This window comes from Streptomyces caelestis (assembly GCF_014205255.1).
GTDB lineage: Bacteria > Actinomycetota > Actinomycetes > Streptomycetales > Streptomycetaceae > Streptomyces > Streptomyces caelestis.
In genome coordinates this window covers 5,707,953-5,721,037 of sequence record NZ_JACHNE010000001.1, presented here as the reverse complement: position 1 = coordinate 5,721,037, position 13,085 = coordinate 5,707,953, and the positions used below count along the sequence as shown (strand labels likewise).

At 71.9% G+C, this 13,085-nt stretch carries 14 protein-coding genes; 6 read left to right on the top strand and 8 right to left on the bottom strand.

Annotated features, from left to right (window positions below; all coding sequences use genetic code 11):
- Nucleotides 1-207 precede the first annotated feature (207 nt).
- Genes HDA41_RS26335 through HDA41_RS26325 form a run of 3 tightly spaced genes read left to right on the top strand, consistent with a single transcriptional unit; the run spans nucleotide 208 to nucleotide 3,260 of the window.
- Nucleotides 208-1,494 carry a magnesium transporter MgtE N-terminal domain-containing protein gene (locus HDA41_RS26335; RefSeq protein WP_184987795.1) on the top strand — a complete coding sequence of 429 codons (1,287 nt, stop codon included), beginning with the start codon at nucleotides 208-210 and terminating at the stop codon, nucleotides 1,492-1,494.
- Nucleotides 1,484-2,083: a DUF1003 domain-containing protein gene (locus HDA41_RS26330; RefSeq protein WP_184987793.1), complete on the top strand. Its 600-nt coding sequence runs from the start codon at nucleotides 1,484-1,486 to the stop codon at nucleotides 2,081-2,083. Before HDA41_RS26335 ends, HDA41_RS26330 begins: the two co-directional genes overlap by 11 nt.
- A gap of 43 nt (nucleotides 2,084-2,126) precedes the next feature.
- Nucleotides 2,127-3,260 (top strand): Mrp/NBP35 family ATP-binding protein, encoded by a 1,134-nt coding sequence (locus tag HDA41_RS26325; protein WP_184987791.1) that lies wholly within the window; start codon nucleotides 2,127-2,129, stop codon nucleotides 3,258-3,260.
- Nucleotides 3,261-3,397: 137 nt separating this feature from the next.
- Here the strand turns inward: HDA41_RS26325 and HDA41_RS26320 are convergent, their stop codons facing one another.
- From HDA41_RS26320 to sigE, 5 genes are all read right to left on the bottom strand, one after another.
- Nucleotides 3,398-4,069, bottom strand: a complete 672-nt coding sequence (locus tag HDA41_RS26320) for a hypothetical protein (protein WP_184987789.1) — start codon at nucleotides 4,067-4,069, stop codon at nucleotides 3,398-3,400.
- 222 nt (nucleotides 4,070-4,291) lie between these two features.
- A complete protein-coding gene (locus HDA41_RS26315; RefSeq protein WP_184987787.1) occupies nucleotides 4,292-4,732 on the bottom strand; it encodes a sec-independent translocase in 441 nt (146 codons plus the stop codon).
- A 193-nt stretch (nucleotides 4,733-4,925) separates the two neighbouring features.
- The gene (locus tag HDA41_RS26310; protein WP_184987784.1) at nucleotides 4,926-6,815 is read right to left on the bottom strand and encodes a trypsin-like peptidase domain-containing protein; all 1,890 of its coding nucleotides are present in this window, start codon (nucleotides 6,813-6,815) and stop codon (nucleotides 4,926-4,928) included.
- A gap of 133 nt (nucleotides 6,816-6,948) precedes the next feature.
- Nucleotides 6,949-7,878: an anti-sigma factor family protein gene (locus tag HDA41_RS26305; protein ID WP_230299448.1), complete on the bottom strand. Its 930-nt coding sequence runs from the start codon at nucleotides 7,876-7,878 to the stop codon at nucleotides 6,949-6,951.
- A gap of 68 nt (nucleotides 7,879-7,946) precedes the next feature.
- On the bottom strand, nucleotides 7,947-8,720 hold the full coding sequence (gene sigE, locus HDA41_RS26300) for an RNA polymerase sigma factor SigE (protein WP_221512559.1): 774 nt from the start codon (nucleotides 8,718-8,720) through the stop codon (nucleotides 7,947-7,949).
- Between the two features lie 163 nt (nucleotides 8,721-8,883).
- On the opposite strand from sigE, the gene HDA41_RS26295 reads away from it, so the two are divergent.
- Nucleotides 8,884-9,582, top strand: coding sequence for an O-methyltransferase (locus tag HDA41_RS26295; protein WP_311772210.1), 699 nt, complete (start codon nucleotides 8,884-8,886; stop codon nucleotides 9,580-9,582).
- 118 nt (nucleotides 9,583-9,700) lie between these two features.
- Here HDA41_RS26295 and HDA41_RS26290 read toward each other — a convergent pair whose 3' ends face one another.
- Nucleotides 9,701-9,868 (bottom strand): DUF3117 domain-containing protein, encoded by a 168-nt coding sequence (locus HDA41_RS26290; protein ID WP_003966491.1) that lies wholly within the window; start codon nucleotides 9,866-9,868, stop codon nucleotides 9,701-9,703.
- Between the two features lie 385 nt (nucleotides 9,869-10,253).
- Here HDA41_RS26290 and chcB point away from each other — a divergent pair, with 385 nt between their 5' ends.
- Nucleotides 10,254-11,057, top strand: coding sequence for a 2-cyclohexenylcarbonyl CoA isomerase (gene chcB / locus HDA41_RS26285; protein WP_184987778.1), 804 nt, complete (start codon nucleotides 10,254-10,256; stop codon nucleotides 11,055-11,057).
- A gap of 15 nt (nucleotides 11,058-11,072) precedes the next feature.
- Here chcB and HDA41_RS26280 read toward each other — a convergent pair whose 3' ends face one another.
- Nucleotides 11,073-11,657, bottom strand: coding sequence for a DNA-3-methyladenine glycosylase I (locus tag HDA41_RS26280; protein WP_184987776.1), 585 nt, complete (start codon nucleotides 11,655-11,657; stop codon nucleotides 11,073-11,075).
- On the bottom strand, nucleotides 11,654-12,055 hold the full coding sequence (locus tag HDA41_RS26275) for a DivIVA domain-containing protein (protein ID WP_376706820.1): 402 nt from the start codon (nucleotides 12,053-12,055) through the stop codon (nucleotides 11,654-11,656). Before HDA41_RS26275 ends, HDA41_RS26280 begins: the two co-directional genes overlap by 4 nt.
- 135 nt (nucleotides 12,056-12,190) lie before the next feature.
- Between HDA41_RS26275 and folP the strand changes: the two genes are divergently transcribed.
- Nucleotides 12,191-13,051, top strand: coding sequence for a dihydropteroate synthase (gene folP, locus HDA41_RS26270; protein WP_184987774.1), 861 nt, complete (start codon nucleotides 12,191-12,193; stop codon nucleotides 13,049-13,051).
- Nucleotides 13,052-13,085 lie beyond the last annotated feature (34 nt).

The following is a 13,085-nucleotide window of genomic DNA, read 5'->3' as shown; positions in this document are numbered from 1 at the left end:
GGCTGCCTCTCTGACGGGAGACCTGAACGGCGTACCGCAGGGTACCGGGGTCGTGCGGGCCGTTCGGAGCCAGTCCGTCCGCACCGCCCGCCGACGCGTCCCCGATCGGGACGGGCTAGCCTGAAGCCCACCCGAGCAGGCAATTCGGAAAAGACAGGCACACAGACAGGACCCACGGAACACCCCGCACGAAAAGGAGCCGCGGCCATGGCAGCGGGCGCCCCCCGGATCTTCGTATCGCACCTCTCCGGTGTCGCCGTCTTCGACCCCGCCGGCGACCAGGTGGGGCGTGTCCGCGATCTGGTCGTCATGCTGCGGGTGGGGCAGCGACCGCCGAGACTGCTCGGCCTCGTCGTCGAACTCGCCACCCGCCGCCGCATCTTCCTGCCGATGACCCGGGTCACCGCCATCCAGGCCGGGCAGGTCATCACCACCGGCGTGCTCAACGTCCGGCGCTTCGAGCAGCGGCCCACCGAGCGGCTGGTCTTCGGGGAGCTGCTGGACCGGCGCGTCACGCTCACCGAGACCGGCGAGGAGGTCACCGTCCTCGACCTGTCGGTGCATCAGCTGCCGGCCCGCCGGGAGTGGGAGATCGACCGGGTCTTCGTCCGCAAGGGCAGGAAGGGAAGTGCCTTCCGGCGCGCCAAGGGCGAGGCGCTGACCGTCGAGTGGACCGCCGTGACCGGCTTCTCGCTGGAGGAGCAGGGGCAGGGCGCCGAGAGCCTGCTCGCCACGTTCGAGCAGCTGCGCCCCGCCGACCTGGCCAACGTCCTGCACCACCTCTCCCCCAAGCGCCGCGCCGAGGTCGCCGCCGCCCTCGACGACGACCGGCTGGCCGACGTGCTGGAGGAGCTCCCGGAGGACGACCAGATCGAGATCCTCGGCAAGCTGAAGCAGGAGCGCGCCGCGGACGTCCTGGAGGCCATGGACCCCGACGACGCGGCCGACCTGCTGGGCGAGCTGCCGACGGACGAGCAGGAGCGGCTGCTGAGTCTGATGCAGCCCGGCGACGCGGCCGACATGCGGCGCCTGATGTCGTACGAGGACCGCACGGCGGGCGGTCTGATGACCACCGAGCCGATCGTGCTGCGCCCGGACGCCACCGTCGCCGACGCCCTCGCCCGCGTCCGCAACCGCGACCTCTCCCCCGCCCTGGCCGCCCAGGTCTACGTCTGCCGGCCACCCGACGAGACACCGACCGGAAAATACCTCGGCACGGTCCACTTCCAGCGCCTGCTGCGCGAGCCACCGCCCACCCTGGTCAGCTCGATCGTGGACAGCGACCTGCAACCGCTCGACCCCGACGCGAACCTGCCCGCCATCGCCGGGTTCTTCGCCACGTACGACATGGTCGCGGCTCCCGTGGTCGACGAGGCCGGCTCGCTGCTGGGGGCGGTGACCGTGGACGACGTACTCGACCACATGCTCCCGGAGGACTGGCGGGAGACCGAGTTCCATCTGGACGAGGAGGAGGTGGCGACCGATGGTTCCTGAGCGCGAGACCCTGCGCGAGCGCATTCCGTCCGGCTCGACGGCGGCAGGCCGGCCGCGCACCGCCCGCCTCGACCAGCCGGGCGTGCCCAAGCACCGGATCCTGCCCGAGTACGACCCGGAGGCCTTCGGACGGTTCTCGGAACGCATCGCGCGCTTCCTCGGCACCGGACGGTTCCTGGTCTGGATGACGGCCGCCATCATCCTGTGGGTGGCGTGGAACACCCTCGCCCCGCGCGACCTGCGCTTCGACGAGTACCCGTTCATCTTCCTGACCCTGATGCTGTCGCTCCAGGCCTCCTACGCCGCCCCGCTGATCCTGCTCGCGCAGAACCGGCAGGACGACCGCGACCGGGTCAACCTGGAGCAGGACCGCAAGCAGAACGAGCGGTCGATCGCGGACACCGAGTACCTGACCCGCGAGGTCGCCGCCCTGCGCATCGGCCTCGGCGAGGTCGCCACCCGCGACTGGATCCGCTCGGAACTCCAGGACGTGGTCAAGGAACTGGAGGAGCGGCACAACGGCCACCGTCACGGCTCGGTCGTATTCCCGGCGGAACGGTCACCGGGACGTGACGCAGACGACCGCTGACGGCCTTTCCTACGCCACGGTACGGCGCCGTACCATCGACCCTATGGCTACGGAAGACGCGGTGCGCGAGGCGCTGGCGACGGTGAACGACCCCGAGATCCACAAGCCCATCACCGAGCTCGGGATGGTCAAATCCGTGGAGATCGGTGCGGACGGGGCGGTCGCGGTCACCGTGTACCTCACGGTCTCGGGCTGCCCGATGCGGGACACGATCACGCAGCGCGTGACCGAGGCGGTCTCCGGCGTGGAGGGCGTCACCAGCGTCGACGTCACGCTCGACGTGATGAGCGACGAACAGCGCCGCGAGCTGGCGTCCGCCCTGCGCGGCGGCCAGACCGAGCGCGAGGTCCCCTTCGCCAAGCCGGGCAGCCTGACCCGTGTCTACGCGGTCGCCTCCGGCAAGGGCGGCGTGGGCAAGTCCTCGGTGACGGTGAACCTGGCGGCGGCGATGGCGGCCGACGGCCTCAAGGTCGGTGTCGTGGACGCCGACATCTACGGCCACAGCGTGCCGCGCATGCTGGGCGCCGACGGCCGCCCCACCCAGGTCGAGAACATGATCATGCCGCCGTCGGCGAACGGCGTGAAGGTCATCTCCATCGGCATGTTCACCCCGGGCAACGCCCCGGTCGTCTGGCGCGGCCCGATGCTCCACCGCGCCCTCCAGCAGTTCCTGGCGGACGTGTACTGGGGCGACCTGGACGTGCTCCTGCTGGACCTGCCGCCCGGCACCGGCGACATCGCGATCTCCGTCGCCCAGCTGGTCCCGAACGCCGAGATCCTGGTCGTCACGACCCCGCAGCAGGCCGCTGCCGAGGTCGCCGAGCGCGCCGGCTCCATCGCCGTGCAGACCCACCAGAAGATCGTCGGCGTGGTCGAGAACATGTCCGGCCTGCCCTGCCCGCACTGCGGCGAGATGGTCGACGTCTTCGGCACGGGCGGCGGCCAGGCGGTCGCCGACGGCCTGACCCGCACGACCGGCACGAACGTCCCGGTCCTCGGCAGCATCCCCATCGACGTCCGCCTCCGCGAGGGCGGCGACGAGGGCAAGCCGGTCGTCCTGACGGACCCGGACTCCCCGGCGGGCTCGGCCCTGCGGTCGATCGCGGGGAAGCTGGGAGGACGGCAGCGGGGCCTGTCGGGCCTGTCCCTGGGGATCACTCCGAGGAACAAGTTCTAGACGTACCTTCGGGGCGGGGGGCTGGGCCGATATGCGGCTCCGCCGCGTGGGCGCGAGCAACCACGTCGCACCCGCAGCCGCCCATCCGGCCGAAGCCCTACGGGAAGGGGCGCCGAAACCAACCGGCGCCCCCCAACTCACGCGTACGCGGCGATGTCCTTGACCACGGCGAAGCCGAGCCCGTACGCACTCATGCCGCGCCCGTAGGCACCCAGATGGACACCCGCCGAAGTCGACCCGGCCAGCACCCACCCGAACTCGGACTCCCGGTAGTGGAACGCCGTCGGCACCCCGTCCACCGGCAGCGACAGCGTCGACCAGTCGGCCCCGTCCAGGTCGTCCGCCAGCACCCACGCCGTCTCCGTCTGCTGCTCCAGCCAGTCGTCCCGCAGGGAGTGGTCCATCTGCCCGGGCCACGTGAAGGACAGCAGCCCCACACCCGCGAGCCAGGCCGCCGAGGACACCGACGTCGCCTCCAGCAACCCCGTGCCGTCCGCACTGCGCCGTGAGGGACTCGCCGCCACGGTCACCACGACCGCGAACTTCTCCTTGGCGTCCTGATCACCCCCGGCGGCGAACTCGTTGCGCACCGTCGGCTCGTCACCGTGCCCGATGGACCCGTGTTCCACGGCCCCGTCGGCCGTCGTCCCGACCTGCATCAGCCAGCGCGGCCCCGTGAACGCCTCGTCGAGGCCGTACCACGGGAAGGGCGCGCGCAGGTAGCCGTCGACCGTACGCCGGGCGGAGGGGGCCTGCTGTCCGCCCTCCGCGGCCGGCGCCTGTGCGACTGACCCACTCGTCGTCTCCATGTGCCCGAGCCCTCCTCGCTCTAGTCGGACCGGGCGGCCCGCCCCCCTTCGGGCGTACTCGACCGGTCCGCACAACAACTCGGCAGCATAGCCACACCGCCGCGAGCAGCAGGGAAAGCGCCCGGCGCGTGGGCCGCACGGGCGCCTCGATCAGGCCGTGGACAGCCCTACCGGAGTATGAAACGCGTCACGCGTACCGGGGAGCACACCGCGGCGCGCGGCTCAGGTGGCGTCCGCGTCGAAGGGCGGCCGGTCGTCCCGGTCGGGGAGCTCGGGCTTCTTCGTCATGTCGATGCGGCCGCCGGAGGAGCCGGAGGACGACGAGGAGGACGTGTCGGAGTCACGGCTGTGGACGGCGTCGGTGACCTCGGCCATCTCCTTCTTCAGGTCGAAGCCGTTGCGGATCTCCTTGAGCCCCAGGTCCTCGTTGTCCAGCTGCTTGCGGATGAACGTCTTGGGGTTGAGGTCCTCGAACTCGAAGTCCTTGAACTCCGGGCCCAGTTCCTCCCGGATGTCGTTCTTAGCGCTCTCCGAGAACTCACGGATCTTCCGGATCGTGCGCGTCACGTCCTGGATGACCTTGGGGAGCTTTTCCGGACCGAAGACGAGCACGGCAAGGACGATGAGCGTCACCAGCTCGAGTGGTCCTATGTCATTGAACACCTGCAGCTCCTCGCGCTGTCCTCGGTCCTCGGCCCTCGGTGGTCATGCGGGTCTTGCCGTGGTCCGGGCCGGATCCACGGTACCCGGCGATCCCGTCCGACCGGTACCGTCCCGAGACCTCCGAGTGCGGGGAGTGGAATCGCTTTCCCGAATGTTTGCCATGTTCGTCCCTGTAAGTCCCGGACATCACGACTCAGCTGCCGCCGGAGGACCCGAGGACGAGCGACATCGTCCGCTCCTTGCCGCCACGCTCCACGGTCAGCTCCAGCCGGTCGCCGGGACGGTGGGCCCGGGTCTTGACGATCAGTTCCTCACCGGAGTGGACGCGCTGCCCGTCGATCTCGGTGATGACGTCGCCCGCCTTGATCCCGGCCTTGGCGCCCGGACCGCCCACGGTCACCGGGGATCCACCTTCACTGCCCTCGGCGGCGACGCGGGCGCCGTCGCCCGTGTAGTCCATGTCGAGAGTGATGCCGATCACCGGGTGGGTCGCCTTCCCGGTGTTGATCAGTTCCTCGGCGACGCGCTTGCCCTGGTTGATGGGTATGGCGAAGCCGAGGCCTATCGAGCCGGACTGACCACCCTCCAGCTCGGATCCGCTGCCCGCCGACCGGATGGCCGAGTTGATGCCGATGACCCGGGCCCGGGCGTCGAGCAGGGGCCCGCCGGAGTTGCCCGGGTTGATGGGCGCGTCGGTCTGGAGCGCGTCGACGTACGACACGTCGCTGCCGTCACCCTTCTCGCCGCCCGCCGTGATGGGCCGCTGCTTGGCGCTGATGATGCCGGAGGTGACGGTGCCGGCCAGGTCGAAGGGCGCACCGATGGCCACGACCGGGTCGCCGACCTGCACGTTGTCCGAGTTGCCGAGCGCCAGCGGGGTGAGTCCGCGTACGCCCTTCACCTTCACGACGGCGAGGTCGTAGCCGCTGTCCCGGCCGACGAGCTCGGCCTCGGCACTCTCCCCGCCGTCGAAGGTCACCGTGATCTCGCCGGCGGATCCGGCGGGCCGCACGACGTGGTTGTTGGTGAGGATGTGCCCCTGGGTGTCGAGCACGAAGCCGGTGCCCGTGCCCTGCTCGCCGGAGCCGCTCACATGCAGCGTGACCACGCTGGGCAGGGCCCGCCCGGCGATCCCGGCCACACTGTCCGCGGCGCGCCCGGTGGGTTCCTCCCCGGCCTGCGGCAACTCGACGGTCCCGACGCCGCCGTTCCGCTCCAGATACGTCCCCATGGCACCGCCGACGCCCCCGGACACGAGCGCGAGCAGTACGGCGCCACCGGCCAGCGCCTTCCTGCCCCGCCGACGCCGCTGCTCCGTGCTGAGCACGCCCGCCCCGTTCTGCTGGAGTGGGCCCTGGCCGCCCGGAGGCACGGGAGCTGCCCAGGGGTCGTAGCGCTGCCAGGGGTCGGGAGCGGGGGTCTGGGCGGCTGCCGAGGGCGGGGGCGGGGTGTCGGCGTGGACAGCCGCAGCGGGCGCCGGCGTGGGGGCGCTGGGGGGCTGTAGGGGCATGGCAGGCGCTGGGATGCCGGGCGGGGCCGCCGGTGCCCCCTGCGGCGGCCGAACGGGCGTGGCGGGCATGGCCGACCGGTCCGCTGCCGCGACGCCGTGCGCCGGTGTCGCCGCCGGATGCTGCACCGGCGGCGCGGGCGCCCAGGGGCCGGGTTCGCCGTAGGGCGGTGTGCTGTACGGGTCGGGATCGTGCAGGGGCTTCGGGGCTCCGTCGACCGGTACGGCGGATGTGGGGATCCCGGTGTCCGCGGCGAAGGGGGCCGGCCCGGTCGACTCCACAGCGCTCCCGGCGGGCCCGCCCCGGGGCGGCACGGCGGGCGTGGCGCGAACGCCGTGCTCGGCGGCCCCGGCGGGCGCCCCGGCGGGCTCGCCGTCGGCCGGTACCGGCTCGGGGCGCCTCAGCTCGTAGTCGCCGCCGTCCTCGTCCAGCCGCACGGCAGGCCGCGCCAGCTCGAAGTCGCCGTCGGTGGCAGCCGAGTCCTCGCGGGCCGGCCCCGCGCTCCCCGGCTCCCCCGAAAGGCCCTGCGGCCGAGGACTCCACCACTTGGCCTTCGCGGGCTTCCCCTCGTTCATGCTCTCCCCACAGCCGCGGCACGGCTCGACGGCGGTAGCCGCAGTTCGTCGAATCGGCGCCCGCGGCCACGCCTCGGCCGCGGGCGCCACCCCCGGATTCAATCAGGTTCGCTCGCCGCCGCGCAGCGGCCGGTCAGCGGGCCGTACGGGAGGAGGCGGGAGGAGAGGGGGACGAGGTCGTGTCCGGGAGGGGCACCGCGAGCAGGGGTGCCGCGATCTCGGGGACCACGGACCACGGGGTCAGGGCGGTCGGCGGGGCCGCCTCGAGCGGACGTATCAGCGGGGACATGGCGGCGGCACCGGCCATCACCGGGGCGGCCAGCGCGTGGACGGCCTGCTGCCCCGCTGCGGAATGCGGCACACCCGGCAGCAGTGGTGCGGACACCTCGGTCAGGGCGGCCGGGGTGCGGCCGAGCGGACTCTGGCCGTGCACCTGCCCGAGCAGGGGCCCCGTACTGCGGCGCCGCTGGGATTCGGGCTGCGTCGCGGCGGCCGTGCCCTGAGTGCGCATCGGGGTCACGTTGCTCCCCGTGCCGGAGCCGCCGCGGGCGTCCGTGTCGGTCGGGGTGCCGGTGGTGACGCCGCCCAGGGCGATCGCGGCCAGGGACACGGCTCCGGCGGCCGCGAAGGCGAACCGCAGCCGCGAGGAGGATCTGTCGGGCTCGTGCCGGCCGACGTCGTGGATACGGAAGCCCCGGCTGCCCGAAGGCAGGCCGCGGTCGGCGGACGGCAGCACGGGGACGTGCGGCCGGGCCGGGACGTACCCGAACTCGAACCGGTCGCCGCGCTTCGCTCCGAAGGCCCCGGACGTTCCGAACCGTCCGGACAGTCCGCCGGGCAGCGCTCCCCCGCCCGGCGGTGTGGCATCACCGTCCGGGCCGCCGCCCGCGGGTAGTCCCTGCAGGCGAGCCAGGAAGCTCTCGGAGGGGGGCGGCGGGGCCGCCTCCGCGAAGACGTTCTTCAGCCGGCGCTGGGCGTCCACCTCCGCCTTGCACTTCGGGCAGGTGGCCACATGCGCCAGTACGCGCTCACGCGCGTCATGACCGAGCTCTCCGTCGACCAGGGCGGAGAGTCGGTCTCCCAGGTGCTGCTCTGCGAGGTGTCCCTCGGAAGCGTCAGGCCGTGATCCGCTCACGCGCTCGCGCCCCCTCCTCCCAGTGCGGGAACACGGGGCACGAAGGAGCGGCGCTCGGCGCGCGCCTGAGGGGAGCGGTGCGCGAGGGCCTTGCGCAGCTGGGAGCGGCCGCGGTGGATCCGCGAGCGGACCGTGCCGAGCTTGACGCCGAGGGTCGCGGCGATCTCCTCGTACGACAGTCCCTCGATGTCGCACAGGACGACCGCGGCGCGGAACTCGGGGGCGAGGGTGTCGAGGGCCTGCTGGACGTCCGCGTCGAAGTGCGCGTCGTTGAAGACCTGCTGCGGCGAGGGCTCCTTGCTGGGCAGCCGCTCGGCCGCGTCCTCGCCCAGCGCGTCGAAGCGGATGCGCTGCTTGCGGCGGACCATGTCCAGGAACAGGTTCGTGGTGATGCGGTGCAGCCAGCCCTCGAAGGTGCCCGGCGTGTACGTCGACAGGGAACGGAAGACACGGACGAAGACCTCCTGTGTGAGGTCCTCGGCGTCGTGCTGGTTGCCGGTCAGGCGGTAGGCGAGCCGGTAGACCCGGCCGCTGTGCGTGCTGACGATCTCCTCCCACGTGGGCGGAGTCCACGCCTGCCCGTCCGCGTCGGTGGTGAAGGTCGCGGTCTGGGTGAAGTCAGCGGCGTGGCTGTGGTCAGCAGTGTCGTTCACAGATGTCGGCCTGCCCGCCGGGGATGTGAAGAAGCGCCGGAGCACTCCTCCTCTATCCACAGGCGCAGCCGCACCTCCCCTGTCAGCTCTGGTGGTGTCCAGTGGAGCCCCTACCATAGCCACCTCGCCCGTTAGGACCGGATAAGCGGTTTTACGAGAATTTGATCTGCGCTGATACGCCTCGTACTGCTGCGTCGGCACTTGCTCGGCGCCTCGATCCACTGCCTTCCCCCCGTCACGACCCGCGACCACTCGCTCGTCCCTTCAAACGACCGGTCCCATCTGCGGGTTCCCGGGCCCAACGGATACAGTCACGCCCAGGCATTCACGGGGACAGGAGAGGGTCATTACCGGCAACCGGCAGACGAGCTGGGCGTTCGCCGACGCCTATGTCGCCGAGGACGACGCGCTGCGCTGGGCCCGCGACCGGGCCCGTGAGGCGGGGCTGCGCTCGGTGTCGCCCGGCACGGGCGCCGCGCTGCGGTTGCTGGCCGCCTCCGTCGACGCCAAGGCCGTCGCGGAGATCGGGACCGGCTGTGGTGTCTCGGGGATCCACCTCCTGCACGGTATGCGCCCCGACGGTGTTCTGACCACCGTGGATTCCGAGCCGGAGCACCAGCAGTTCGCCCGCCAGGCCTTCCGCGCCTCCGGCTTCGCCAGCAACCGGGCCCGCTTCATCCCGGGCCGCGCCCTGGACGTGCTGCCCCGGCTCGCGGACGCGGGCTACGACCTCGTCTTCTGCGACGGCGATCGCCTAGAGGTCATGGACTACCTCGCTGAATCGTTGCGACTGCTGCGCACCGGCGGACTCGTCGTCTTCGAGGGCGCCTTCGCGAACGGCCGGACGGTGGACTCCGGTCCGCAGCCCACCGAGGTGCTGCGACTGCGGGAGCTGCTGCGCGCGGTGCGCGAGAGCCAGGAGCTGGTGCCGTCCCTGCTGCCGGTGGGCGACGGGCTGCTGTGCGCGGTGAAACGGTAGCCGGGTCGCACGTTAGTGGAGCGGTACCCGGGGCAGGCGAACGTCATCGGTGAGAAAACAGCCGCCCCGGCACCTCAAACGATGCCGGGGCAGCTGAAAGGGTATGGTCGCTTGCGCGTCAGCCGACGACCTTCTTGAGGGCATCGCCCAGGGCGTCGGCCTCGTCCGGGGTCAGCTCGACGACGAGCCGACCGCCGCCTTCGAGCGGAACGCGCATGACGATGCCCCGCCCCTCCTTGGTCACCTCGAGCGGGCCGTCACCCGTCCGCGGCTTCATGGCCGCCATGCTCGTTCCCCTTCCTGAAACCCAGCTCATCGTCAAAGCCGACGGCCCCCTGGAGAAGGGCACAGTGCTGTCCTTGAGGCAGGACACGCGACACCGGCATCGAACACATTGCTTCCAGGCCATTATCCCGCATCGCAGGACCCGATGACCAACATCAGTCGGCATCGCTTGGGCAACGCACGCGAGCAAAACCACTCAATTCGGCGATGAGACTGCGATACTCCGCCACCGCACACACATCCACCGAACGGATCCGGACCAGAATTCTTTGACGCAGGTCACACGTCCGGTCCGATCTCCGGTCGATGATCTCCGTCATGCTGTCCTCAGACGCGGGGCGTACCGGCCGGTACGCCCCCGAGCAGCGACACGGAGGGGATACGTCATGGCCGACACCGTGCTCTACGAGGTGAGCGACGGGCTCGCGACGATCACGCTGAACCGCCCGGAGGCGATGAACGCGCTGAACGTGGCGGCCAAGGTCGCCCTGAGGGAGGCGGTCCGGAGCGCGGCGGACGACACCGCCGTACGGGCGGTGCTGCTGACCGCCGCCGGTGACCGGGCGTTCTGCGTCGGGCAGGACCTCAAGGAGCACATCGGGCTGCTGATCGAGGACCGGGAGACCGGTTCCGGGCAGACCCTGAGCACGGTGCGGGAGCACTACAACCCGATCGTGCGGACGCTGACGGAGGCCGCGAAGCCGGTCGTCGCCGCCGTGAACGGGGTGGCGGCCGGGGCGGGCTTCGGCTTCGCGCTCGCGGCGGACTACCGGATCGTGGCGGACACGGCCGCGTTCAACACCTCGTTCGCCGGGGTGGCGCTGACCGCCGACTCGGGGATCTCGTGGACGCTGCCGCGCCTGATCGGCCCCGGTCGGGCGGCCGACCTGCTGCTCTTCCCGAGGAGCATCAGCGCGCGGGAGGCGTACGAGCTCGGCATCGCCAACCGGCTGGTGCCGGCCGGTGAGCTGCGCGCGGAGGCCGAGAAGGTGGCGCGGGCGCTGGCCGAGGGGCCGACGGTGGCGTACGCGGCGCTGAAGGAGTCGATGGCCTACGGGCTGACGCACTCCCTGGCGGAGACCCTGGAGAAGGAGGACGAGCTCCAGAGCCGGGCGGGTTCCTCCGAGGATCACGCGATCGCGGTGCAGGCCTTCGTCAACAAGGAGAAGCCCACGTATCTGGGCCGCTGACCTGCTGCGAGGGGATCAGGTGCGACGCGCGAAGCAGGCCTGGAGGTGGTCGTCGACCAGTCCGCAGGCCTGCATCAGCGCGTACGCCGTCGTCGGGCCGACGAAGCGCAGGCCCCGCTTCTTCAGCGCCTTGGACAGGGCCGTCGACTCAGGCGTGACGGCCGGGACGTCGGAGAGCGCCTTCGGGACCGGGCGGGCGCCCGGCTCGGGGGCGTGCGACCAGATCAGCTCGTCGAGTTCGCCCGGGGCCCACTCGGCCAGCACGCGCGCGTTGGCGAGCGTCGCGTCGATCTTGGCGCGGTTGCGGATGATGCCGGCGTCGGCCAGGAGGCGCTCGCGGTCCTCGTCGGTGAAGGCGGCCACCGAAGCGATCTTGAAGTCGGCGAAGGCGGCGCGGAAGCCGGGGCGGCGGCGCAGGATCGTGATCCAGGACAGGCCCGACTGGAAGGCCTCCAGGCTGAGGCGCTCGAAGAGCGCGTCGTCGCCGTGGACCGGGCGGCCCCACTCCTCGTCGTGATACGCCACGTACTCCGGGGCGGACAGGGCCCAGGGGCAGCGCAGCGCGCCGTCCGGGCCGGCGAGGGCGGCGCCGTCGCTCATGGCCTGTCCTCCTGGCCCGGGGCGGGCCTGTCCATGGACACGTGGTTCTCCGCGGGAGTGTGGTTCTCCCTGGAGACCGGGCCGTGGCCGACGGCCGCCCGGGCGCCCGCCAGGGCCGACTCCAGGTCGGCGATGCGGGCGTCACGCTCGGCGAGCTCGGCGCCGAGGCGGCTGAGGGCGTCGTCCACGTCCGCCATGCGGTAGCCGCGGGCGGCGAGCGGGAAGCGGAGGCTCTCCACGTCGGCACGGTCGACCGGGCGGTCCGGCGGCAGCGGGTCCCGCAGCCGCTCGGGGGTGGCCTCGGGCAGCGGGCCGTTCTCGCCGCCGCCCACCACGGCGAGGGTCACCGCGGCGACCACGACGGCTAGCGCGACGACCAGGAACAGGAACATAACCATCGCGGAGCCCCCACGGTCGGATGTGTCGGTGTCTTCGGACACGCATGGTGTCAGGCTCCGATCGTGCCACGTGACTCTGACAGTTAGGGTCGCAGGCGGCGGAAGACGGGGACGTACCAGGAAAGGTCACAGCGGATGCTCAGGCTGGGCAGGCGGGAATTCGGGCCGCACGAGCCGGTGATCATGGCGATCGTGAACCGGACCCCGGACTCCTTCTACGACCGGGGCGCGACCTTCCGCGACGAGCCCGCCCTCGCGCGCGTGGAACAGGCGGTGGCCGAGGGAGCCGCGATCATCGACATCGGCGGTGTCAAGGCCGGGCCGGGCGAGGAGGTCACGGCCGAGGAGGAGGCCCGGCGGACGGTCGGCTTCGTCGCGGAGGTGCGGCGGCGGTTCCCGGACGTGATCATCAGTGTCGACACGTGGCGGGCCGAGGTCGGGGCGGCCGTGTGCGAGGCCGGGGCGGACCTGCTGAACGACGCGTGGGGCGGGGTGGACCCGGGGCTCGCCGAGGTCGCCGCGCGGTACGGGGTGGGGTTGGTGTGCACGCACGCGGGGGGCGCGGAGCCGCGGACCCGGCCGCATCGGGTGGAGTACGACGACGTCATGGCCGACATCCTGGACGTGACGGTCGAGCTGGCCGAGCGGGCGCTGGCGCTGGGCGTGCCTAGGGAGTCGATCATGATCGACCCCGGACACGACTTCGGGAAGAACACGCGGCACAGTCTGGAGGCCACCCGGCGGCTGGGCGAGATGGTCGCCACGGGGTGGCCGGTGCTGGTGTCCTTGTCCAACAAGGACTTCGTGGGGGAGACGTTGGATCGGCCCGTGAAGGAGCGGGTGGTGGGGACGTTGGCTACGACTGCGGTGTCCGCGTGGCTCGGGGCTCAGGTGTACCGGGTGCATGAGGTGGCGGAGACGCGGCAGGTGCTGGAGATGGTGGGGGCGATCGCGGGGTGGCGGGAGCCTGCGGTTGCCCGGCGTGGGCTGGCCTAGGGCTTGACCTGAGGTACCAGGGGGCTCCGCCCCC

Excerpts from the sequence above, each read along its gene's own strand:
- HDA41_RS26335 (WP_184987795.1), top strand. The coding sequence starts at position 208 with ATGGCAGCGGGCGCCCCCCGGATCTTCGTATCGCACCTCTCCGGTGTC.
- HDA41_RS26330 (WP_184987793.1), top strand. The coding sequence starts at position 1,484 with ATGGTTCCTGAGCGCGAGACCCTGCGCGAGCGCATTCCGTCCGGCTCG.
- HDA41_RS26325 (WP_184987791.1), top strand. The coding sequence starts at position 2,127 with ATGGCTACGGAAGACGCGGTGCGCGAGGCGCTGGCGACGGTGAACGAC.
- HDA41_RS26320 (WP_184987789.1), bottom strand. The coding sequence starts at position 4,069 with ATGGAGACGACGAGTGGGTCAGTCGCACAGGCGCCGGCCGCGGAGGGC.
- HDA41_RS26310 (WP_184987784.1), bottom strand. The coding sequence starts at position 6,815 with ATGAACGAGGGGAAGCCCGCGAAGGCCAAGTGGTGGAGTCCTCGGCCG.
- sigE (WP_221512559.1), bottom strand. The coding sequence starts at position 8,720 with ATGGTAGGGGCTCCACTGGACACCACCAGAGCTGACAGGGGAGGTGCG.
- HDA41_RS26290 (WP_003966491.1), bottom strand. The coding sequence starts at position 9,868 with ATGGCGGCCATGAAGCCGCGGACGGGTGACGGCCCGCTCGAGGTGACC.
- chcB (WP_184987778.1), top strand. The coding sequence starts at position 10,254 with ATGGCCGACACCGTGCTCTACGAGGTGAGCGACGGGCTCGCGACGATC.
- HDA41_RS26280 (WP_184987776.1), bottom strand. The coding sequence starts at position 11,657 with ATGAGCGACGGCGCCGCCCTCGCCGGCCCGGACGGCGCGCTGCGCTGC.
- HDA41_RS26275 (WP_376706820.1), bottom strand. The coding sequence starts at position 12,055 with ATGGTTATGTTCCTGTTCCTGGTCGTCGCGCTAGCCGTCGTGGTCGCC.
- folP (WP_184987774.1), top strand. The coding sequence starts at position 12,191 with ATGCTCAGGCTGGGCAGGCGGGAATTCGGGCCGCACGAGCCGGTGATC.